Origin of the sequence: Paramuribaculum intestinale, assembly GCF_030759015.1 — a bacterium.
In the GTDB taxonomy this organism is placed as follows: Bacteria; Bacteroidota; Bacteroidia; order Bacteroidales; family Muribaculaceae; genus Paramuribaculum; species Paramuribaculum intestinale.
Window position 1 is genome coordinate 2,109,918 of sequence record NZ_CP098825.1, and the last position, 24,641, is coordinate 2,134,558.

15 protein-coding genes are annotated in these 24,641 nt (G+C 58.3%); 12 read left to right on the forward strand and 3 right to left on the reverse strand.

What is annotated here, in order from left to right:
* Positions 1–294: 294 nt before the first annotated feature.
* The 7 genes from metK to trmD all read left to right on the forward strand — a co-directional run bounded on the left by metK (position 295) and on the right by trmD (position 9,883).
* Positions 295–1,623, forward strand: coding sequence for a methionine adenosyltransferase (metK, locus tag NF347_RS09580; protein ID WP_274946323.1), 1,329 nt, complete (start codon positions 295–297; stop codon positions 1,621–1,623).
* A 226-nt stretch (positions 1,624–1,849) separates the two neighbouring features.
* Positions 1,850–3,925, forward strand: coding sequence for a peptidylprolyl isomerase (locus NF347_RS09585; RefSeq protein WP_107035663.1), 2,076 nt, complete (start codon positions 1,850–1,852; stop codon positions 3,923–3,925).
* A gap of 161 nt (positions 3,926–4,086) precedes the next feature.
* Positions 4,087–5,298, forward strand: a complete 1,212-nt coding sequence (locus NF347_RS09590; protein WP_107035664.1) for an L-serine ammonia-lyase — start codon at positions 4,087–4,089, stop codon at positions 5,296–5,298.
* Complete coding sequence (locus NF347_RS09595) at positions 5,295–6,557, forward strand: glycosyltransferase (protein ID WP_107035665.1); 1,263 nt, start codon at positions 5,295–5,297, stop codon at positions 6,555–6,557. Before NF347_RS09590 ends, NF347_RS09595 begins: the two co-directional genes overlap by 4 nt.
* Before the next feature lie 288 nt (positions 6,558–6,845).
* Positions 6,846–8,330: a sodium:solute symporter gene (locus NF347_RS09600; protein WP_107035666.1), complete on the forward strand. Its 1,485-nt coding sequence runs from the start codon at positions 6,846–6,848 to the stop codon at positions 8,328–8,330.
* Entirely contained in the window at positions 8,311–9,210 is a 900-nt protein-coding gene (locus NF347_RS09605; protein ID WP_107035667.1) for a helix-turn-helix transcriptional regulator, read from the forward strand. Before NF347_RS09600 ends, NF347_RS09605 begins: the two co-directional genes overlap by 20 nt.
* Positions 9,200–9,883, forward strand: coding sequence for a tRNA (guanosine(37)-N1)-methyltransferase TrmD (gene trmD, locus NF347_RS09610; RefSeq protein ID WP_107035668.1), 684 nt, complete (start codon positions 9,200–9,202; stop codon positions 9,881–9,883). Before NF347_RS09605 ends, trmD begins: the two co-directional genes overlap by 11 nt.
* 131 nt (positions 9,884–10,014) lie before the next feature.
* Here the strand turns inward: trmD and rplI are convergent, their stop codons facing one another.
* Genes rplI through rpsF form a run of 3 tightly spaced genes read right to left on the reverse strand, consistent with a single transcriptional unit; the run spans position 10,015 to position 11,131 of the window.
* On the reverse strand, positions 10,015–10,458 hold the full coding sequence (gene rplI, locus NF347_RS09615) for a 50S ribosomal protein L9 (RefSeq protein WP_107035669.1): 444 nt from the start codon (positions 10,456–10,458) through the stop codon (positions 10,015–10,017).
* 22 nt (positions 10,459–10,480) lie between these two features.
* Positions 10,481–10,750, reverse strand: coding sequence for a 30S ribosomal protein S18 (gene rpsR, locus NF347_RS09620; RefSeq protein WP_107035670.1), 270 nt, complete (start codon positions 10,748–10,750; stop codon positions 10,481–10,483).
* 3 nt (positions 10,751–10,753) lie between these two features.
* The gene (gene rpsF, locus NF347_RS09625) at positions 10,754–11,131 is read right to left on the reverse strand and encodes a 30S ribosomal protein S6 (protein ID WP_107035671.1); all 378 of its coding nucleotides are present in this window, start codon (positions 11,129–11,131) and stop codon (positions 10,754–10,756) included.
* Positions 11,132–11,413: 282 nt separating this feature from the next.
* Here rpsF and NF347_RS09630 point away from each other — a divergent pair, with 282 nt between their 5' ends.
* From NF347_RS09630 to NF347_RS09650, 5 genes are all read left to right on the forward strand, one after another.
* Positions 11,414–11,824, forward strand: coding sequence for a hypothetical protein (locus NF347_RS09630; protein WP_107035672.1), 411 nt, complete (start codon positions 11,414–11,416; stop codon positions 11,822–11,824).
* A gap of 6 nt (positions 11,825–11,830) precedes the next feature.
* Positions 11,831–12,616, forward strand: a complete 786-nt coding sequence (locus NF347_RS09635; RefSeq protein WP_107035673.1) for an ADP-ribosylglycohydrolase family protein — start codon at positions 11,831–11,833, stop codon at positions 12,614–12,616.
* A gap of 64 nt (positions 12,617–12,680) precedes the next feature.
* Positions 12,681–13,985 (forward strand): Na+/H+ antiporter NhaC family protein, encoded by a 1,305-nt coding sequence (locus NF347_RS09640; protein ID WP_107681539.1) that lies wholly within the window; start codon positions 12,681–12,683, stop codon positions 13,983–13,985.
* 164 nt (positions 13,986–14,149) lie between these two features.
* Positions 14,150–16,978 (forward strand): M16 family metallopeptidase, encoded by a 2,829-nt coding sequence (locus tag NF347_RS09645; RefSeq protein ID WP_128701786.1) that lies wholly within the window; start codon positions 14,150–14,152, stop codon positions 16,976–16,978.
* 958 nt (positions 16,979–17,936) lie between these two features.
* Positions 17,937–24,257 (forward strand): FN3 associated domain-containing protein, encoded by a 6,321-nt coding sequence (locus NF347_RS09650; RefSeq protein ID WP_306254163.1) that lies wholly within the window; start codon positions 17,937–17,939, stop codon positions 24,255–24,257.
* Positions 24,258–24,641: the final 384 nt, after the last annotated feature.

The following is a 24,641-nucleotide window of genomic DNA, read 5'->3' on the forward strand; positions in this document are numbered from 1 at the left end:
GTCGTAGGGATCTCTTCACGACTGCAAAGTTACGTCAAAATTCCCGCTCCCGCAAGCGTGAGACTCCGCGCTTGTTGCACAATCGAAAAAGATTAGCTACCTTTGCAGCCGCAAACGCCCAACGGGATGCTCGACCGAGCGCTCACCGGAACAATGCGATATGAAGTGGAAAAATTTGGCTGCTTGCAACCACTTGAAAAAATGCTAAAACCGCTACCTTCCATCATCTCCCCCACTGCGAATGGATGCCCGGCTTTAGCGCGACGCGACGCCCGGGCATAATTATTTATAAAAATGATGGAAAACAACCGACCGACAGAAACAGAACAGATCAGACAGGGACACTACCTGTTCACATCCGAATCAGTATCGGAAGGACACCCTGACAAGGTGGCCGACCAGATTTCCGATGCTATACTCGATGAATTCATCGCACAGGATCCGCAATCGAAGGTGGCCTGCGAAACGCTTGTCACCACCGGACAGGTTGTCGTGGCCGGCGAGGTGAAAAGCAACGCGAGCATTGATCTGACAGGCGTATGCCGCCGGATCATCGAAGAGATCGGCTACAACCGCAGCGAACTGAAATTTGACGCACAGGCCTGCGGGGTACTCTCGGCTCTCCACGAGCAGAGCGGCGACATAAACCGCGGTGTGGAACGTGCCAACGCCGCCGATCAGGGAGCCGGCGACCAGGGGATGATGTTCGGCTTCGCCTGCGACGAAACCGCCAACCTCATGCCGCTCGCCCTCGACCTAAGCCACGCGCTGCTGCGCGAGCTCGCGGCCATACGCAAGGAGGGAAGCACGATGACCTATCTGCGCCCCGACGCCAAGAGTCAGGTGACGGTAGAATATTCGGCCGAGGGACGCCCGGTGCGCATACACACCATCGTAATCTCCACTCAGCACGACGAATTCATCCAGCCCGCGCCCGGCATCAGCGCCGAAGAGGCCGACAAGCTTATGCTTCAGCAGATACGCCACGATGTAGCCACCATACTCATTCCCCGCGTAGTGGCGCAGCTTCCGGCCGACATTCAGGCCATGTTCGACGACAGCCTGATACTCCATGTCAATCCGACCGGCAAATTTGTCATAGGCGGCCCCCACGGCGACACCGGGCTTACCGGCCGCAAGATTGTAGTGGACACCTACGGCGGACGCGGCGCACACGGCGGAGGCGCTTTCTCAGGCAAAGACCCCTCGAAAGTGGATCGTTCGGCCGCCTACGCCGCCCGCCACATAGCCAAGAATCTCGTGGCCGCCGGAGTGGCCCGCGAAGCCCTCGTGCAGGTGGCATACGCCATCGGCGTGGCTCAGCCGGTGAGTCTTTACGTCAACACCCGCGGCACGGCACGCGTGGCGATGACCGACGGAGAGATCTCGGCACGCGTGGCCCGCATGTTTGACATGACCCCCTACGGCATAGAGCAGCGTCTGAAGCTACGCAACCCGATATACCGCGAGACAGCCGCCTACGGCCACATGGGTCAGCAGCCCTGCGCCGTCACCAAAACCTTCGGATCGGGCAACAACCGTTTCAGCCGCACCGTAGAGCTGTTCACCTGGGAGCGGCTCGACCGCGTCGACGACATCCGCAAGGAATTCGGCCTCAACTGACCGACCGCCGGCGCTGACGACTGACCGCCAGATGACGCCGCCCAGACCATATTGCGGGATCTTGTGGAGATTTAGCCACGAAACGTTTTGAAGCAAGGCAAAAAAAGCGTATCTTTGTGCGCTCTTTTGCCTTGTCTTGTAAAGCACGGTCACCGGCGCCATGCGGCGGCAAAAGCGCTGCAACGGAGAAAGAAAGAAATCAAACAATTATCAGATAAACACTTAAATGGCTACATTAGAGAAAATCAGAAGCAAATCGGTGCTTCTGCTTGTAATCATCGGCGTGGCGCTTCTGGCGTTCATCATCGGTGACTTCTTCACTTCGGGCCGCACCTTCTTCGGTACGGGCACCACCGTCGCCAAAGTAGGCGGACAGAAAATCGACATTCAGGAATTCCAGCGCCAGATGGAGGTCGCCAACCAGAGCGCACAGCAGAGCGGCCAGAAGATCGACCAGGCCCTGCTGCAGCAGCAGGTGCTCGGCAACATGGTTTCCGAAAAGCTCTACAAAGAAGAACTCGAAGCTCTCGGCCTGAAGGTGACCGATGACGAGCTGACCGAAATGATGCTCGGCACCGGCGCTCCGATGGTCGACCAGATGGTGCGTCAGCAGGTAGGCGTGGAGAGCGCCTCCGCCCTCCACGATATGGCTTTCAACCCAGTGAAATACGGCCTCGACGAGCAGACAGCCATGCAGCTCCGCAACCTGTGGATCAACCTTGAGAACCAGATGGAGCAGTATCTCCTGCAGCAGAAGTTCCAGACACTCTTCACCGGCACTCTGGTGGCCAACAAGCTCGACGCCAAAGCCCTCTATGACGAAGGCCTCGGCACAGCCACCGTGGCCTACGCCCATAAAGACTACACATCGCTCGCCGACGAAGACTTCGAAGTGAGCGACGCAGAGATCAAGGCCGCATGGAACGAACGCCGCGAGCAGTTTGCCATCGCCGAGGAGCAGCGCCGCATAAGCTACATCGACGTTGACATCCAGCCCTCGCAGGCCGACCTCGTGGCCGCCGAGAAGACTGTAGAGGAGGCCATCGCATCGCTGCGCAACACCCCCGACACCGAGGGAGTGGCCGGCAACAACCTCTTCGTCGTAGACCGCAGCAAGACCACCGCAGCCGCCATCCGCAACTCGCAGGTGCGCGCATTCGCCGACTCGGCTGCCGTAGGCTCCACTGCTCTCGTGGCTCGCATCGGCAACGACTTCACCCTTGCCAAGCTCATCGGCAAATCGACCGAGATCGACTCCATCAACTGCAATATATTCGTTGTAACCGCCGGACGTTCGGCTGCCGACTCGATCATCGGACAGCTCAACTCCGGAGCCACAACCTTCGAAGCTCTCTCGCAGAATCCCGACGTGGCACAGCCTCAGGCCGACGTGAAGCTCTCGCTCACCGACCCTCAGCTCGCACAGTTCAAGAAAGCGCTCTCCGACGCTCCCACAGGACGCTACTTCATGCCCGACACCCTCAACCCGCAGAATGTGCTGGTAGTGCGTGTCAACAGCCGCCAGAACCCCGTGACGGTCTATGACCTGGCCACGATCGAATACCGCGCAGAGCCTTCAAACGCCACCATCAACCGTCTGCAGGCATCGCTCCAGGCATTCCTCAACGCCAACACCACAGCCGCCGAATTCAACAAAAACGCAGCCGATTCGGGCTACACAGCCATTCCCGCCACCGTATCGCCCTCGACTCCCCAGATCGGACGCCTGAACGATACACGCGGCGCTGTCAACTGGGCCATGAACGCCAAGAAAGGCGCAGTATCGCCCATCTTCGGCGACGAGGCCACAGGACGTTTCCTGGCAGTGGCTCTCGACGACATCTACGACGACTATGTGCCCGCCAACGATCCGCAGACACGCGCTTATCTCGCCGAGAAAGTGCGCAACGACAAGAAAGCCCAGAAGCTCATCAGCGACTATCAGGGCAAGGCATCGGATCTCGCCGGATACGCACAGATCATGAACAGCCGCATAGACTCCGTGATGGTCAACTTCTCGCAGTTCTCGATCTACACTCCCGCCCTTGGAGGTCCGGAGATGATAGCCGAGGTGAGCTGCTCGGAGCCGGGCAAACTGACCGGCCCGGTCAAGACCGACAACGGCGTGGTGGTGTTCAACGTGGTCAATGTCGACAACAACGGACGCCCCTACTCCTTCGACGAGAGCGCCACACTCTTCCAGCGCACACGCGGAGCCGCAGCGCTCGGCAACCAGATTGCCGCCATACTGCTCGGCAAGCGCAAGGTGGAAAACAACATACTGAAGTTTTTCCGCGACTGATCCCGTCGGGCCTCAACACGACTGACAACAGCAACAACACTACAGCCCGAATGCCGCAAGGCACACGGGCTGTAGCCGTATTCAGACCGGACGGCCACAAGCCATCCGACTGACCTACCACACACCTCAAACTATCATCAACTTCACCATCAATCACCTCCATGAAATCTTTACGTGAACTATATCGCATCGGCACCGGACCCTCGTCGTCGCACACAATGGGTCCCCGCCGCGCCGCCCAGATATTCCTTTCGCGCAACCGCGCAGCACGCAAGATTGACGTGACCCTCTACGGATCGCTCGCCGCGACAGGACACGGCCACCTCACCGACGTGGCCATAATAGACACTATCAAACCCTCCACCGACGTGGGGATAATCTGGAAACCCGACATATTCCTGCCCTTTCACCCCAACGGAATGAAATTCCAGGCCCGCGACGCAGCAGGCAGCGTGACCGACGAATGGACCGTCTTCAGCGTTGGCGGCGGTGAACTCGCCGAAGAGGGAGTACCCCGCTCAGGCAGCGACGACGTCTATAAAATGTCGTCGCTAACGGAGATACTCCACTGGTGCGAGGACACCGGCAAGACCTATTGGGAATATGTCGAAGAGTGCGAGGGTCCGGAAATATGGGAATATCTCGCAAAAGTATGGCAGACGATGGCCGCCGCGGTAGAGCGCGGCCTTGATCAGGAGGGAGTGCTGCCCGGCCCGCTCAACCTGCGCCGCCGCGCCAACTCCTACCACGTAAGAGCCTCGGGCTACAAATCCAACCTGCAGAGCCGTGGACTGGTGTTCAGCTACGCCCTTGCCGTGAGCGAGGAGAACGCTTCGGGCGGCGAGATCGTGACCGCCCCCACCTGCGGATCGTGCGGAGTGGTGCCGGCTGTGCTCTATCACCTGAAGAAAAGCCGCGACTTCTCCGACTCGCGCATATACCGCGCTCTCGCAACGGCCGGACTGATCGGCAACATTGCCAAGACCAACGCCTCGATAGCCGGCGCAGAAGTGGGATGCCAGGGTGAAGTGGGAGTGGCCTGCGCAATGGCGGCGGCAGCAGCCAACCAACTGTTCGGCGGCAGTCCAGCCCAGATCGAATATTCGGCCGAGATGGGTCTCGAACACCATCTTGGCATGACGTGCGATCCGGTGTGCGGACTCGTTCAGATACCCTGCATAGAGCGCAACGCCTATGCTGCAGCCCGCGCCCTCGACGCCAACCTCTATTCATCGTTCACCGACGGAAACCACCGAGTGTCATATGACCGCGTGGTGGAGGTGATGAAAGAAACAGGCCACGACCTGCCATCGATCTACAAGGAAACCGGCGAAGGCGGACTCGCTCGCCGCTGGAACACAGCGAAACAATGAGCAGCCGGGGCATCCTGATAGTCACTAAATTCGGCTATCGGCGTGGCGGCGCCGAGGCGGTGGCGATAGATCTCGCCAGACTCCTCCACAGCCACGGATGGCGCACTGCCATATTTGCGATGGACTTTCCGGCCAACGCCCCTGCATCGCCCGACATACCCCTCTTCACAGCTCCGGAAGTCAGCATCGACGGCTCTGCAGCCGACAAAGCGCGCGCCGCCCGACGCATACTCGGCGGCGCGGGTGTGGGAGCGGCTTTCCGCCGCGCTCTTCGCGAGTTCAGCCCCGACATAGTGCATTTCCACAACATCCACTCCTATCTGTCGCCCGAAGTGGTCAGAATCGCCGCTATGTCCGGCGTCCCCACAGTGTGGACTCTCCATGACTACAAACTTATATGTCCGGCCTACACATTCCTGCGGGCGGGCAAAGTATGCGAGGAGTGCCTGAACAATCCGTGGGCAGTGGTGCGTCACCGCTGTATGAAACGATCGCTCGCAGCCTCCCTGCTTGCCAGAGCCGAGGCCGCCAGATGGAGCGCAAAGAAGCTACAGCGGTGGACCGACGCATTTATCTGTCCGAGCCGCTTCATGGCCGCGCAGATGGAGCGCAGCGGCTACAATCCGGATAGCATCCACACCCTCTGCAACTTCACGACATCGGGCATACGCTACGAAAAACGCCCCCGCCGGCCTTACTTCTGCTACGCGGGGCGGCTCTCGCCCGAAAAAGGGATCGACACGCTGCTGCACACCGTTGCAGAAGCCCCACCCGAAGGGCTGACACTCAAAGTGGCGGGCGACGGCCCAATGGCACGGCAACTGCACGAACGCTACGGACGCTGCGAGGCGATAGAGTTTCTCGGCCGACTGGACGTATCAGGAATAAACACGCTGCTATCGGAAGCCTCATTCAGCGTCGTGCCCTCGGAATGGTATGAAAACAACCCGCTGAGCGTCATTGAAGCTCTTTCGGCCGGCACTCCCGTGGCCGGCGCAGCCATAGGAGGTATTCCCGAGCTAATCGGCGACGGCGACGGCATCCTGTTCGAGCCGTGCGACGCAGACTCACTGCATAGGGCTATCACGACAGCCGCCGAAACCGCCTGGGATCACGATGCTATCGCAGCGCGGGCAGCCGAAGCATTCAGCCCCGACCGCCACTACCGGCGGCTGACAGAGATCTACCGCAGCGTCATCGCTGACACCGCACACAACGACTCAACAAGCGGCAGCATACAAGTAAATCTTGAAAACTGATTGATCTTAAGCAACTCTCTTAAAAATATAGTTGATATTATTAAGCTCATCAGCAACCCGCGGCTTCTGCGGTGCTTTTCGACTTTGCCCGATGCTTTGTAAAATTCAGCTACAGCCGTGCAGCTCGGCTACACGCCCTCGTCTTCAAGCAAAAATCACTCAAACAATTCTCAAAAATCACTCGCAACTCATTTTTGAGAGTTACTTACCCCAAGAAACCGCCCCAGTTTCAGACTAAATTTGTAACTTTGCAATAAACCAAACAACCGAATTTCCCTCCCCCCCATTATGACTCCTCTGACAGTAATCGTCACCGTGGCCTGCTACTTCGCCCTGCTCATCGGCATATCGTGGGTGGCCTCACGCGGCAGCGACAACGACACATTCTTCACCGGCAACCGCAAGGCTCCCTGGCCTGTGGTGGCTTTCGCTATGGTCGGCGCTGCCATATCGGGCGTCACATTCATCTCCGTTCCGGGGATGGTGGCGGCCAAAGGCTATGCCTACCTTCAGATGGTGATGGGGTTCATCGTGGGTTATGTGGTGATCGCTGTGGCTCTCGTGCCGCTCTTCTATCGTCTCGGCCTGGTGTCGATCTACGGCTACCTCGGCCAGCGGTTCGGAAGCAACAGCTACCGCAGCGGCGCGTGGATCTTCTTCGTGTCGAAGATGCTTGGCGCTTCGGTGAGGTTTTTTGTAGTGTGCGCCGTGCTTCAGCTGCTGGTGTTCCGTCCGCTCGGCATACCTTTCGAGGTCAACGTGGCCGCCACCATAGGTCTGATATGGCTCTACACTGTCAGAGGCGGCGTGAAAGCCCTCGTATGGACCGACCTGCTGAAGAGCGCGTGCCTGATTGGCTCGGTGGCGCTCTGCATCATATTCATCGCCAAGGATCTCGGACTCGGCTTCACACAGCTCGTTGACGCCGTCGGCAGCCATCACAGCAGCCGTGTGTTCTTTTTCGACGACCCGAAATCAGGCCAGTGGTTCTGGAAACAGTTTCTGGCCGGAGTGTTCATGGCCATAGCCACCAACGGCCTTGACCAGGACATGATGCAGCGCCATCTGTCGTGCCGCGACTCGGCGAGTTCGCGCAAAAACATGATATGGAGCGGCGTGATGCAGTTTTTCGTGATAGGCCTCTTCCTGATCTTAGGCACTATGCTGCTGCTCTACACGTCGCACAACGCTTTGGAACTGCCTGAAAAGTCCGACGAACTGTTTGGCCTCGTGGCGTCGCACGACGGCATGCCTGTAGTGGCCGGGATAGTGTTTGTGGTAGGGCTGATAGCGGCCGCCTATTCGGCCGCAGGCTCGGCCCTGACCTCGCTGACGACCTCACTCACCGTAGACATACTCGACGCTCCACAGCGGCTCGACCCGCAACGTCTCACCATCGTGCGCCGCCGCATACACGGCGCCATGGCCGCCGTGATGGGTCTGGTGATCGTGGTGTTCTACCACCTTAGCGAGGATGACGCCATCAGCGCCGTATACACCCTCGCCTCCTACACCTACGGACCCATTCTCGGACTATTCGCTTTCGGGCTGCTGACCCGGCGGCAGGTGCGCGACTCATGGGTGCCGGCCATCTGCATAGCCGCCCCCGCCCTGGCATGGGTAGTCCAATGGCTTCTCCACCGCACATGGGGTTATGAAACCGGCTTCGAACTTCTCATCATCAACGCCCTGCTCACCATGATCGGCCTCACCGCTGCCGTTCCGGCCGCACGGCGACAGACACCTACCGCCTATGCCGAAAAACCTGTTTAGCCGCTACATCTGGATCATCGACACCATCAGACGTCACGGAGCGATCACCCGCGACCAGCTGAACGAATTATGGTGCCGGGCCGACGTGTCGGACGGCGAACGGCTTCCCCGACGCACGTTCTACAACTATCGCAACGCCATCGAGGAACTGTTCAAGATCAATATCGAGTGTGACCCGTCGACCTATGAGTATTACATCGACAACGGAGGTGACAAGCACGACGACTCGGTGACGGAATGGATGCTCAACTCGGCAGCGATGAGCAACATGCTCACAGACGCACGCTCTGTGAGCCACAGGGTGTTTCTGGAGGATGTCCCGTCGTCGCGCCAGTTTCTGGCTACAGTCATCAACGCAATAAAGGAGCAGAAGCCGCTGCGCTTCACCTACAGCAACTACACACGCAGCAATCCCACGCCCGACGTGGCGGTGGAGCCCTACTTCCTGAAACTGTTCAGACAGCGGTGGTACGTGACCGGGCGCAATGTGGCCGAGGACAAGATCAAGACCTACGCTCTCGACCGCATGGCCGCCGTGATACTCCTCAACGACAAGTTTGCGATGCCCGACAGTTTCGATCCGGAACAATACTTCGCCGACTGCTTCGGAATAATGTTTTCGCACGCCGAAGCCAAGAGAGTGGTGATCCGCGTCGAAGCCCGTCAGGCAAAATATTTCAGAGCGCTTCCGCTCCACTCCTCACAGCAGGAGATGATCCACGACAATTATTCAATATTCACCTACCGCCTGAAGCTCACCGCCGACTTTCTGCAGGAACTGCTGAGTCACGGAGCCAATCTTACCGTGATGGAGCCGGCTGAACTGCGCGTCATGATCACCGAGAGCCTGAAGGCGAGCCTACGCAATTATGAGAATTGATCTGCTGACAGTATTGCCGGAGATATTCGAATCTCCGCTCGGATGCTCGATCATCAAACGCGCCCGCAACAAGGGACTCGTCGACATCCATGTACACAATCTGCGCGACTATACCACCGACCGTCACCGCAAAGTGGACGACTATCCGTTTGGCGGCGAGGCAGGGATGGTGATGCAGGTGGCGCCGATAGACCGCGCCATCACAGCCCTGAAGGCCGAGCGCCACTATGACGAAGTGATCTTCACCTCGCCCGACGGCGAAACTTTCGACCAACCAATGGCCAACTCCATGTCAATGCTCGAAAACATCATAATACTCTGCGGCCACTACAAGGGGGTGGACTACAGAGTGCGCGAGCACCTGATCACACGCGAGATTTCAATAGGCGACTATGTGCTCACCGGAGGCGAGCTTCCGGCGATGGTGATCACCGACGCCATAGTAAGGCTCATTCCGGGAGCGATCGGCGACGAACAGAGCGCCTTGTCCGACTCGTTTCAGGACAATCTGCTTGCTCCGCCCGTCTATTCCCGTCCGGCCGACTACAATGGCTGGCGTGTGCCCGACATACTGCTGTCGGGTCATCAGGCGCGCATAGACCAGTGGCGCTACGACCAGGCGATGGAACGCACGCGCCGTCTGCGCCCGGATCTGCTCGACAAGCATGAATGATCCTCCCACACTCCGCGACGCATGTTGCCGCGCGGATCGACCGGCATCCAAACGACAAGTGAGGCCACGCTTTGCAGCGTGGCCTCACGGTATATCCGGGGAAAGTCTGTGCTTTCCCGAACCTGTCGGTATTACTCCGATACGACCTCGAAGGGGATGGTCACTGCCACTTCCTTGTGGAGCTTCACAGTGGCCTCGTACTTGCCCACTTCCTTGACGGTTTCCTTGATGACGATGAGCTTGCGGTCGATGTTGTGACCAAGCTTCTCGAGAGCCTCGGCGATCTGGATATTGTTGACCGATCCGAAGATAGTGCCGGTGGAACTGGTCTTCGCACCGATGGTGAGAGCCACGTCCTTGAGCGACTCGGCCACAGCCTCGGCGTCGGCCTTGATCTTGGCGAGCTTGTGGGCGCGCTGCTTCTGCTCTTCGGCGAGCGACTTGAGGGCCGACGGGCTGGCTATCACGGCCTTGCCCTGGGGGATGAGGTAGTTGCGGCCATAGCCGTCTTTGACGATGACCACGTCGTCCTTGTAACCCAGCGACGGAATGTCTTCCTTAAGTATGATCTTCATAATTGCTGTCAGAGTTTAGGGGTTATTTCATCAAGTCGGTGACGTAGGGAAGGAGTGCCAGATGGCGTGCACGCTTCACGGCCTGTGCCACGCGGCGCTGGAACTTCAGCGAAGTGCCGGTGATACGGCGGGGAAGTATCTTGCCCTGCTCGTTGAGGAACTTCTTGAGGAATTCGGGATCCTTGTAGTCGATATACTTGATGCCGCTTCTCTTGAACCGGCAATATTTTTTCTTCTTCACGTCTACCGACAGCGGAGTGAGGTAGCGGATTTCTGACTGTGTCTGTGCCATAGCTTAATTCTCCTTTGTGGTTTCTACATTTTCTTCCTTGGCGGCAGCGGCCTTTCCTGCTCGGAGCGAACGACGCTTCTCGGCATACTGGGCAGCGTACTTGTCGAGACGGAATGTGAGGAATCGGATTACGCGCTCGTCGCGACGGAAAGCTGTCTCAAGCTTCTTGATGACGGTCGGGTCGGCGTCGAATTCGATGAGGCTGTAGAAGCCGGTCGACTTCTTGGCGATGGGATAGGCGAGCTTGCGCAGACCCCAGAGCTCTTCGTTGACGATGGTCGCGCCTTCGGCTTTGAGCACATCAGCGAACTTTGCTACCGCTTCCTTCATCTGAACGTCAGACAAAACGGGAGTTAAAATGAAAACGGTTTCGTACTTCATGTTCTTTGGGTTGTTAATAATAATGATTATCTGTCTGCTCCGCAATGAGCCGACGAGCCCAACCGGACCGGCCGCACACTGCTAAAAGCGCCGCGAAGTTACGCATTTTATTCCATTCGGGCAAATTATTTTTCACCAAGTCCGGAGAACATAACGAACGGCACAGTGAACGGTACAGAACCATACAGATTGTTCTTTCCCGAATATCGCGCGACATCCGGCTTGCAAAACCATGCCTCAGTTCCTAAATTTGCAGCGTTTACAACTTCAAACAAAACAACCATGGCAAAATTCACAGGCACAAAAGATGAGTTCATCGACCTCTTCGGAGCGACACTGCTGACCAACGCAGTGAAATACTACACCCGCTCCATCCGCAAAGCCGGACAGTGCAGCCACTGCGGCCGACAGACCGAGCTTCAGGCAGCACACATCAAAGACACTCCGGGACGCATTGACATAGCACGCGACATACTCGAACGGCACTACTCCACCGGAGGCGACACCGTGGAGGTGGACATGCAGGAATTCCTCGAACGGTTTTACGAAGCACACCTGCCGCTCGAATCGCACTTCATACCGCTCTGCGACTCGTGCCACAAATCCTACGACATCGGCGCCGTCAGATACCGCCGGCCGGCCGGGAGCAACCCGTTCGGACGCTTCGGGATGCCACAGAAAAACCGAGACTGACCGCTTATGCTCGGAGCTATAGCCGGCGACATAATAGGCTCTTTTTTCGAGCGCAGCCGGGTGAAATTCTACGACTTCGATCTGTTTTATCCATGGAGCCGTTTCACCGACGACAGTGTGATGACCCTTGCCGTGGCCCGGTGGCTCATGCCCGACTCCGACCGCTCGCCCGACCGTCTTGTCGGGATAATGCAGGAGTTCGGGCGCGAATATCCCGACGCCGGCTACGGCTACCGGTTCAACCAATGGCTTCACAGCTCCGACCCGCAACCCTACGGCAGCTGGGGCAACGGCTCGGCGATGCGCGTGAGCCCGGCGGGGATCGTGGCGTCGACCCTCGACGAAGCCCTCGGATTAGCCCGCATATCGGCTTCGGTGACCCATAATCATCCGGCCGGCATAGCAGGCGCCCAAGCTGTGGCCGCCGCGATATGGATGGCCCGCCACGGCGCTTCGAAAGGCGACATCCGCGACTACATCCAATGGCACTTCAGCTACGATCTTACGCGCACCATAGAGGAGATCCGTCCCGACTACAGATGGGACGTCTCCTGCCAGGGATCAGTGCCGGAATCAATCATAGCGTTTCTCGACGGCCGCGACTTCGAGGACACCGTGCGGCTGGCCGTGTCGCTCGGCGGCGACACCGACACCATGGCATGTATCGCAGGCTCTATCGCCGCCTGCGTCTATCCGATCCCCCGGGAGATTGCCCTTCGATGCGAGGAGATCCTCGCCCCGGGGCTGCTGGCGACCTTGCGCGACTTCGAACGGGCCACAGGACCGGATTGAGTCGCTGAAGGCGACAGACGCGCATTGCACGGACGGGAATTGTTGCGTAACTTTGCGTCCGGATATGACACACACTGATTTAATACCTTCGCGGCGCGGATGGCTCGCCCTGTCGCCCATGATAGTTTTCCTGACGCTCTACGTGGCTGTATCGGCCATGATCGGCGACTTCTACAAGATGCCCATAGCCGTGGCGCTGACGGCCGCATCGGCGTGGGGTATCGGCGTGGTGATGCGCGGGGGTCTGAGCGATCGCATCGGCGTGTTCTCCCGTGCGGCCGGCCACAGCGACATTCTCTACATGATCTGGATCTTCGTGCTTGCAGGTGCCTTCGCCTCGATGGCCAAGGAGATCGGCGCGGTCGACGCCACTGTGGCGCTGACGCTCCGTGTGTTTCCTCCGCAGCTGCTGTTGCCGGGCATGTTTCTGGCCGCATGTTTCATATCGCTGTCGGTAGGCACCTCGGTGGGCACCGTCGTGGCTCTCGCCCCTCTTGCCGCCGAGATGGCCGGCGCGGCCGGCGCCCCGACCGCCATGTATGTGGCGGCGGTGATCGGCGGAGCCTTTTTCGGCGACAACCTGTCGTTTATCTCCGACACCACCATCGCGGCCACCCGCACCCAGGGGTGTCGCATGGACGAGAAATTCCGCGCCAACATCCGCATCGTCGCCCCGGCCGCCCTGGTGAGTTTCATAGCCTACGTGTTCATAGGTTCCGACTTCACCACCGCAATGCCCGGCCTGAGTCCCGCCGCAGCCACGCCATGGCTCATAGCTCCCTATCTGCTGATCATCGCCCTTGCGGTGGCGGGCATCAACGTGGCCATAGTGCTCTCGGCGGGCATCGCCGCCACCTTCGCGCTCGGCCTCGCAGGCGGCCACGACGCCCTGACACTCTGCGGCTACATGGGCGCCGGCATCGACTCGATGGGCAACCTCATCATCATCACTCTCATGGCCGCCGGGCTGCTTGGCGTGATCAAATCGGCCGGCGGAATCGACTATCTGCTGCAGCGGCTCACGGCCCGCATCAGCGGCGCCCGCGGCGCACAGGCCTGCGTGGCCGCGCTCGTGGGGATCGTCAACCTGTGTACGGCCAACAACACCGTGGCCATCATCACCACCGGCGCCATCAGCCGCGACATAGCCCACACCTACGGAATCACCCCGCGCAAGACCGCCTCGCTGCTCGACACCGCCTCGTGCATAGTGCAGGCGCTGATCCCCTACGGCGCCCAGACCCTGCTGGCCACCGCCCTTGCCGGGATCTCGCCCGCCGCTCCATGGCCCTACATGGTCTATCCGTGGGCTCTCGCCGTCAGCGTGGGGATTTCGGTGGCATGGGTGAGAAAAAAACGAGAAAAATGACTCCCGGCTGCAACTTTTCGCTTTTTCGCGCGACATATTAAGAAAAGCATTCAGATTAAGAAAAAGCATTCAGATTCGATCGACGGCACTTGAAAGAAACTCTTCATATAACATCCGAATAATCAAGCCAATCACGAAAACTATTTTTTAATATCATTAGCAGTATGAAAATCAAACGATGCCTGGCTGCGCTGACAGCCGCCACCGCCCTGCTCTGCGGAGCGACGGCCACGGCCCAGCAGATGCCGCAGCTTCCAACAGACAAGGAGGTGCGCATAGGCAAACTCCCCAACGGACTGACCTATTACATCCGTCACAACGAATACCCCAAGGGACAGGCCGACTTCTACATAGCCCAGAAGGTCGGATCGATGCAGGAGGAGGACCATCAGGCCGGACTGGCCCACTTCCTCGAGCACATGTGCTTCAACGGCACCACCCACTTCCCCGGCAAGGATCTGATCAACTATCTTGAATCGGTGGGAGTGAAATTCGGCCGCAACCTCAACGCCATGACCGGCTTCGACCAGACGGTCTACAACATCAGCAACGTGCCCGTGGCCCGCGAGGGCGTGCAGGACTCCTGCCTGCTCATACTCCACGACTGGGCCAACGACCTGCTGCTGCTCCCTGAGGAGATCGACGCCGAGCGCGCCGTGATCCATGAGGAGTGGCGCCAGAGCAATGTCGGACAGATGCGCATACTCGAGAAGCTCCTGCCTGTGATCTATCAGGACGAGAAATATGGCCACCGCCTGCCGATAGGCACCATGGAGGTGGTTGACAACTTCCCCCATCAGGCTCTGCGCGACTACTACGAGACGTGGTATCGTCCCGATCTGCAGGGCATCATCGTGGTGGGCGACATCGACCCCGACCGTATCGAGGCCAAGATCAAGGAGATGTTTGCCGACATCGAGATGCCCGCCGACCCGAAAGAGCGCGTCTACTTCCCGGTGAGCGACAACAAGGGCACCATCTACGCCATAGGCCACGACAAGGAGCAGCAGAACTCCCTGACAGTGCTGATGATCAAGAGCGACGCCTTCCCCGAGCAACTCAAGAACACCCCCGCTTACTACGCGCAGGAATATGTGGAGTCGATGATCACCTCCATGCTCAACACCCGCCTGAACGACATCGCCTCGCGTCCCGACGCCCCGTTTGCCGGAGCACAGGCCGTGATGGGCAAGTTCTTCATCGCCCAGACCAAGGACGCGCTTGATCTCTACGCCATGTCGAAGGACGGCGACCACCCCAAGGCTCTCGCTGCCGCCTACCGCGAGCTGCTGCGTGCGGTCCGGGGCGGCTTCACAGTCACGGAGTATGACCGCGCCCGCAGCGAGTATCTCTCGCGCATGGAGCGTGCCTACAACAACCGCCGCCAGTGTGAGAACTCCTCCTACGTGCGGGAATACATCAACAACTTCCTTGAGGGCGAGCCGATCCCCGGCATCGAGGCCGAATGGCCGATGGTGCAGATGATAGCCCAGAACGTGCAGGTGGCGCAGATCAATCAGGCTCTGGCCGCCCTGCCGGTGTCCGACAACCGTGTGCTCATGGCTCTGCTGCCCGACAACTCCGAGGGCCGCTACCCCACCGACAGCGAGTTTGCCGAAGCCCTGGCGGCTGTCGACGCCGAAACCATCGAGCCGTTTGTCGACGAAGTGAAGTCGGAGCCGCTCATCCCCGAGATGCCCAAGCCCGGCACGATCGTGTCGACGTCGGAGAACCCGCAGTGGGGCACCATCGAATGGACTCTCTCCAACGGCGCCAAGGTGGTGATCAAGAAGACCGATTTCAAGGATGACGAGATACTTTTCTCGGCAGTGGCCAACGGCGGATATTCGCCGAAGTTCGGCGACGACTATGCCGCCTCGCTGCTGTTCATGAGCGACGCCCTCTCACAGTATGGCCTCGGCGACTACTCCAATATGGATCTGCAGAAGTATCTCGCCGGCAAGCAGGCCGGTGTGAGACTCAACTGGAGCGCGTTCTCGCGCTCAGTGGTCGGCAATACCGTACCCAAGGATCTGCCCACGCTCATGGAGCTGATCTATATGAGCTTCACGGCCGTCAACTTCACGGCCGACGAGTTCGAGGCCCTGCAGAAGTCGGTAGCCTCGTCGATCCACAACCAGGAGGCCACGCCGCAGTTCCAGTTCAACACCACCGTGCTCAAGAACCTCTACGGCGGCTCGCCCCGTGCGGCCATGACCACCGTAAGCGACGTGGAGCGCGCCGACCGCGGTCAGATCATCAGCATCTCGCGCGCCATGACGGCCAATGCCGCCGACTTCACGTTCACCTTCGTGGGCAATGTCGACACCGACGCCCTCCGTCCGCTCGTGGAGCAGTATATAGCCAGTCTCCCCGGCGACCCGGCCACAGCCGTCAGAAAGGTGACCGAGTTCGAGCCGTCGCTCCTCATACAGGAGGGCAGCCGCACGGCCCAGGAGTCGGTCAAGATGGAGACACCGCAGACCTACGTGGCCATATTCGAGGTGGCCGACATGCCCGCCGACAGCCGCAACAGCCAGATAGCGTCGATGGCCGGACAGATACTCTCACGCCGCCTCAACGACATCGTGCGCGAGAAGGAGGGCGCGGTCTACTCGATCGGCGCATCGGGATCAATGACTCTCGACGCTCCGCGCAACGTCATCTTCCAGACCGCCTTCCCCATGAAGCCGGAGATGAAAGACAAGGTGCTCGCCATCATCGCCGAACAGTTTGAGGAGCTCGCGGCCGACATCAAGCCCGAGGAGCTGTCGCGCGTGCAGGAATACATGATCAAATCCTACACCGAAGGCAAGGAGCGCAACGGCAACTGGCTCTCCGCGCTCACCACATGGGAGCGTACTGGCATCGACACCTTCAACGACAATGTAGCCACGGCCGGATCGATCACCGCCGACGAGATCAAGGCGTTCGTCCGTCAGGTGCTCGACAAGGGCAGCTACATAGTAGTGGTGCTCGAACCCGCGGAGTGATATTCTCCTAATCATCTATAAAGTAGTGGACCCCCGGCGGGTCGGCACTACTTTTTTCTTTTTTGGCGGGCGGCGGGGGGGGGGCAGGAGAGGGGCGCGGGGATAGAGGGCAGGGGCGCTATGTGCGAGCGGGTGGCCTGAGCTGACGCGGGCGGCTGATCTCGCACGCTCCGCGGCTCGGCCGAACGGGGGACGGCGCTCCTCCCCCCCGGTCTACGCGGCGCGCTCCCCCGCCCCGCTGACGCGTGGCAGTGGCGGCGCTCCGCTCCGAACCGGGGATACCATCTGCCCGCACGCTCCGCGGCTCCGAGGGCGCCAACCCATCCGGCAGGAGGAGGGGCGGCGTGCCGCTCCTAACCGGGGAGAACATCTGCCCGCACGCTCCGCGGCTCCGAGAGCGCAAACCCATCCGGCAGGAGGAGAGAGACGGGCGGTGACACCACCCGGTGGAGAGAGGAGGGCGGGGAGAGCGGAGCCGCGGAGCGTGCGGGCAAGACAGTAACCGGGGTTCGGAGCGAGGCGGGGGCGACGCGAGGCGATAGCGGAGCGGTGACCGCGCGAGGCGGAGACCCCGGAGGGAAGTGAGGGTACACGACAGCGCGGCGAGTCCCGGAGGGTACGAGGCCGCGCCACGCGTCAGCACAGGGCGACGAGATGGGTGATTGAGGAGGTGAAATGGTATTATTATTCGGTATTTATACTTATATAATGCAAAATTGAGATCTACGGAGAAAAGGAGAGGGAAGCGCACTACTGTGCGCTTTAGTCGACAAATATGTACCCCCCCCCCCCGACACACATTTACAATCTTGTTAAACTTTTCTTCACAAATATTCGCACAAAGCAGCAATAATTAATTTCATGCCGGTTTTTTTTGAACCGAAATCACGACTTGCATAATTCTTGAAAATTATCTTTTTATACATTTTCATATTACTAACAAAACAGGACAGAGATTATGAAACGATTTCTACTCACCCTTCTCGGGGTGGCCGCTCTCTGTGGCCTATCGCCACACCATGCCGCCGCCCAGAGCGTCGAGAAACTAAGCATGGATCTCGGGTTGCGAACAGCAGACCACAACACGGATCTGACTTACACCAAAAGCGAAACGACGTCACCTTGGTTTGACACAAATATCAAAACTGCGGCAGCAGCAAGCGGAGGTTTCCAAAAGATCGAAAACGATCAGTTCATCATTGAATTCAACTATTTCGATCCGCTTGCCGGGGCATCAGCAACCGATGAGAAAAAATCGCATTTCACTACTCAATGGCAAACAGCAAGCAAACCGGCTCCCGGCATTGCTGTCTTTCAGGGATCGCGATTCAGCATCAAACTCAAAGACACGTCCAAACGCATCATTTCGTTAAAAATAAAGACCGGTGTAACAAGTAATTATTTTCTTGAAGCATCTGTCACAGCCAATGTAAACCCCGTCAAGTCGCTTACCGACGGAGGTAAAGACGCATCTGTCACCGTCAGCAGCAACGTATATAACTATGTCTCAGGCAGCTCGACCAAGCAATGCAGAGAGATATCGTTAGGATCCGGCACACCGTCGGGGTTTGCCGACGGCATAATTATAGAACTGCCTAAGAGCGGCTGCCGCAGAGTGATGAATACCACTAGTTCTTTAGTCAGCAGTTTTTCTGCATACTATCCCGCGATTGTCATATCGGAGATAGAGGCTGAAGTGGTTAATGTAGCCGACATACCCAAAACCGGCAAGATCTACGGCTATGCAAGCGCAACGCAAGTATGGTCCGATGGAAAATGGATCACTCCAACGCAGTCGACTTACGACGACCAGACTGTAAAATTCCGTCTTGGCAAAGTGATCACCGAATTCACTCGTACAGAAAACACTCCTGCCGGGAAACCTACAGTCACCTACAGTGCTGCATCCAAGACCCTCGGCGCCCACATAGGCGTGGAGGTCCGTTCCTATCCCGACGAATCGGTGATCTATAACGGCAAACCGTCGGCCACATACACCGCAGAATACCGGCTGAACAATCCATTCAAAACCACTCCCACCAGTAACGTCTCTTCAGCATATGTGTCGTCGCGCAACCTTTATGGAGGAACGAATCTCGCCGTCAGCACTGTTGCCAACTGGAAAAATTTTGTGAAGAAATATGACGACGGAACCGTTTTTAGCCTGACATACGTTTCACACATGGCAGCCGCGACAGCCGACAAACCGGAAATAGCCAAGTCAAAAAGCATAGTCAAACTCTCACGAACGGCCGGAATCTCCGACACCACAACCATCATAGTCCCAACCTCGTCGACTATACAAATCCAATATATGGATCCGATGACAAACACAGGAGCCGGCGCTTCCTCTATCGCTTACCCGACTGTAAAAGACGGAACTCTGCCGGCCTTTGTCTTCGACGAGGTGGATCTGACCGTAGCTACCGATGAGCCTACCGGATCGAGAGCGCCCTCGCTGACCGTCAGCGCCGCCACCGATGATCTGGCCAACCTGCAGGGTGACGGATCTTATCTCTTCAAAAAATCCATCAACATCAAGGCTACGCTCGACGACGAGGACTTCCCCGACGCCAAGTTCTACTACATGACCGGCGATGCTCCGGCTGCGTCATTCGACAAGAGCAAGGCCACGGCCGTTGGCGATGACGGCACAATCACCGCCAACGCCACCGGCTATGTGAGCGTATTCGCCGTGGTGACCGTCGGCGACAAGGAAGTGGCAAGCGCGCCCGCCACCGTGGCACTGGAACGCTTCCAGTCGACAGTGATATCGACCTACGCCGATCTGCTCAAACCCGAAAACAACGGCAAGGTCATAACACTCGACATCACCACCCGCACCCGCTATGACGGATATATCCAGGGGCGTAAAGCCACTATAGACGCTCCCTACATGCCCTTTGCGTTCATCTACGACAACGACGGCAATCCCATCAAAGTATCGGCCACCCAGCTCGGCACCACAGCGGCAGAACAAGCACAGTTCAAAGACCTGCTCACCGGACCCGGCACTCCCATAAGCAAAGCGAAGACACTGTTTGTAAGTCCGTCGGCCACGCTCGACGACGACAAGTTCATTGAAGCCAAGTCTATAGTAGGACGACTCAGTTTAGTTGACGGCCATCCGGAGATCATTCTCGTCAACGAGGTGGGCGACGACAAGTTTGACTGGCGCGACTTCTGCGCAACCACCACCAAGACATCGGCCGAGATAGGCATGACTGCAGACCAGAAGACCAAAGCCGACGAGGCATTCAAGCGCGAATACAAATCGACCGAACTGCTTCCGGAACACTGGGGCCGATACGTCACCATAGAGTGGCTCGGCGGTTATGAATCGACCGACTCCACCTGCGTAGACTCAAAAAACAATAAAATCCACATGATGTTTGGAGGTGGTTATCCGGCACCCTATGGTATTACAAGCAACACGACTCAGCAAATAAGCAGAGTGACCTCCTTGACCAAAGGCAGCGCCACCACACGCCACGCCCTGACCGGACTTGTAGACAACCGTCACAACTCCACGGAACTGATGATCACCGTACAGAACCTCTACTATCACCTGGGCAAGCCGGCAGTCATAGCCAAGTGTGGCACCGAAACGCTCACACCACGCGAAACAGTCGAAGCTGATGCCGACCAGACATTTGACTACACCTATCCGACTTCATTGTCGATAAGCGGACTCACACTTGCTCTTGACCGCGACAAAGGACAGCCTTCAGCCGACCAGATAAGCACCATCACGCTGACTTACTTCGACATGAATGACAACGGCAAAAAATGCACACCTTCTGGCGCCAAGGCTGTCAACGGACGATACCTGATCAAGGTAGTAGCATCCATAGCCAAAAACGGCACAAGTGCCCCCTTGCTGCAGCCGGCCATGAAGGATTCATGCATCGTGTCGGCGTACAATACAGTACAGGAACGTATCAGCTATTTCTTCGGCGACAATGCCGGACTTACCGCCGAGGATATTGAGCGGAATCCCTACGTGTGCATGGACATGATCCCTAACATAAACAACAAATATCCCACTGCGCCGGTGATATTCCCGACGATGATGATCTATGATTCGTTTGCCGACGGAACCATATTCCTGGCCAGAGATGTCAGACGCGACATGGACTCTGAAAACAAGGATATAATCCCCGACAGCGGATATCCGCGCTGGTATATCATCAAGTCGGACACCAAACGAAACCCCAGCTATTACACTGTAGATAACAGCAACTGGACAACCAAATACAAGCTTTCAACCGGAATGAGAGCCGGCGACGCAATCCAGAGACTCATAACAAAAGCCATTCTCAACGAAAAGGGCAATATCGTCTACGACAACACCGACTCACAGTTCGCATCTTACTGCCAGATCATAGACGTCAATGACAATAAGAAACCGGCCTTTGTAAACCAATACGACGAACTGGCCACGGCGGTTGAATTTGACAACATCGCCACAGCCACGATAGGCAAGGAGCAGCTCGGCATGATAGTGAGCCTGCCCGATGCTGTCATCACCAAGGATGCCGACGGCGAATATCGCGTAAACACCGCCACAGCCAACGCTCTGGCATGGGACATACTCCGCGCCGCCGACAAGGACACCCACGCAGGCATGGTCGACCAGGCTCAGGAGGGTGACCGATTTGCAGTGAAAGCGCTCGTGCTCAACGACGGCAAGGGCGGATATGCGCTCGAAGTCATCGACTTCAAGGCCGGATATGCCCGCAGCCTTCACGTATGCCGCCATCCGGGACATGACAGCTACTATGCCGACCAGAACTTCGACGGAGTCGACGCAGGCAAGCAGGTGGAGATGCTCGGAGTGGAGCTGACCAAGGACGCCGACGGCAATGTCACCACCGAACTGTCATCTACCGTGAGCCTCGTGTGGACATCGTTCCCGGATCTGGAAGCCGACCACAAGGCACTGATCGTGGAGTCAGACGGCCAGAAGACACTGACATTCAACGTGGCCGGAACTCTGGTGCGCGGCGACGACGGATCGGTGTCAATCGACGTCAACGAAATGACAGCCGTGCCAAGCTATCCTTACTTCGATGACTACAACAACAAATTTGTCTTCAACGACGCGCCCTACAACCATTACAACGATCCGCAGTACAACAACTTCCTGGACTATTTCAAGGTCGACGTGCGCGGCCCGGGCTATCTCACCGCCTACTACCGCTTCGCCACGACCGAAGAGGGTCTCGCTGATGCTCCGGAAATGAAATTTGACGAATCAAGGACAGCCAAGTTCTCCGAAGCCGGATATATCGACGTGTACACATGCAACCCCGGCAAACGCGGACTCTTCCACGATAAGGTGCGCAAGTTCAACAAGATCGCCACAGTAGCTCCGTCGCTCTCCGACATACTCGACGCCGAAGAGTCGAACGAAATAGCCCGCTACCACCTCACCGGATCGCTCCTGATCACCGGTACGGCGCAGTATGAATACCACGAGACGGATGCGCCCGATATCACAAAGATCGGATATATCGCAATGGCCACAGATGCCGACGGACGCCACGTGCGCATACTGTTTCAGGATGCCTACAAATTCATCCCGGAGGTAGGACAGTATATCGCCGACATCGGACTGGCACAGACCACGGCAAGCTTCTTTGACGCCGAACGCACCCATCGCAAATACAACCTACTGGCCACCAGTAACATCAAGCCGTTCAAGCCATTCGAACCGGAGGCCGGCCAGGAGATAGCGATGCCCCGCTCCATAGCCCGCACAGCTATTGACGCTGCCGACAAGAGTCGCCGCGTACGCCTCATCGACATGAAGATCGGCGGCAACGCCACTGACGGATACACGCTCACACCTGCCGACGGCACAGAGCCGATACGCCTCAACAATGTGCTCTACTGGACTCCGGCCGACGGCTTCGATCCCGACGCTGAATATGCGGTCGAGGGCTACGTGATGCCCGCCAAGCCTGCGGCAGCCACAGCCTCGCTGACGGCCAAGGCAGGCACGGAGGAGATGGAGTTCTGGCCGCTCTACGAGGAGAAAAAGCGTCAGACCGACACACCCGAACTGCTCGTCAGCGGATATGAATCGGCCGACGGCGACAGCTACGTGGCCGTAGAGCCTGTCACTCTGACAGCCACCGTGGAGGGACGCGACGCCGACGCTCCGATAGAGTATTCGACCGACGGAGGCGCCACATGGATCACAATGACCGACGGCAAGCTGACCATCGACCATTCGGCAAAAGTTGACGTCAGAGCGCACTTCCCCGGATTCTCGCCCAGCGAAACGGTGAGCGTGGAGATCAAGCGCGAATATTACTCTGCCGAGGCTGTGATCACACCGGATCAGCGCGGAGGCTACACTACCGTGACATTCGCGCCCGGCGAAAACGCGGCGGACGGCACCGACTTTACCGTCTACTACACTCTCGACGGATCGGAACCCGACATGAATGCGGCCAAGTTCACCCCGGGCATGAAGCCTCTGGAGCTGACAGAGGCCACTACGGTCAAGGCGCTGATGATAGAGCAGGGCAAGCGTCCGGCCAAGACCATCGCGTCGCAGGCACTGACAGTGCGCGCCAACGATCTTGACATCACCGCCGACAAGGGCGAAGGATTCACCACCGTGGCCATCGCGCCCAAGAATGCCAAGCATGTCGATCCCAAGGCCGAGATACGCTACACCACCGACGGCACTGAGCCTACAGCCTCATCGCAGCTCTACAAGGGAGAGTTTGAAGTTGAGGCTGCCGACAACGGCATGACCATCAAGGCCATCTGCATAGAGCCGGGCAAGACCGCCGGCAATGTGGCTTCGGCTACGGTGGCTGTGGAGGGTCTGCGTCCGAGCTGCGACGTGACAATCAGCTACACGGAAGCCGACGGTGTCTACACCATCACGCTCACCGCTCCGGCCGGCAAGATCTTCTACGCGCTCAACGACGCCACAGAGTTTAAGCTCTACGATCCGGCCAAGCCGATCACCTACGTCTCCGACACCGACGGCACATGCCGCATCCGCGCCTACGCTCTCGAAGAGGGCAAGAAGGAGGGCCGGATAGCCGAACAATCGTTCGCCGTCACGGGCATTGACGGCGTGGAAGCCGATCAGGAGGCCGGAAGCGTGCGCGTGGAGGGCAACTCGATCATCGTGCCCGAGGGCGCGCAGACCTTCGACATCGCCGGACGCCGTGTGAATCCCCAGGGACTCCCCCGCGGCATCTACATCGTGCGCCTCGCCTCGGGCAAGGCCGTCAAGGCGGTTGTGAAGTAAACCTGTACGACCATCCATACAGTCGTTTTTCAGACTGTTTTTTTTAAGTTAGTATATGCGGCGCGCTCCGATGTGAATCGGGGCGCGTTTATTTTTTGAGGGGCATTGCTGTGAGCTGACTGTCCCTGCGGCTCATCTACGAAGATCCGCTTAGCGGGCGATCAGACAACCCCACCAAGCCGCCCTGCGGGCGTCATGGCGGGGAGAGGGGTCGGGGATAGAGGGCACGGACGCTATGTGGTGGTGGGTGGCCCGGGCTGGCGCGGGCGGCTGATCTCGCATGCTCCGCAGCTCGGCCGAATGGGGGCGCGCTCCTCTCCCCCGGTCTACGCGGCGCGCTCCCCCGCCCCGCTGACGCGTGGCAGGTGGGCGGCGCTCCGCTCC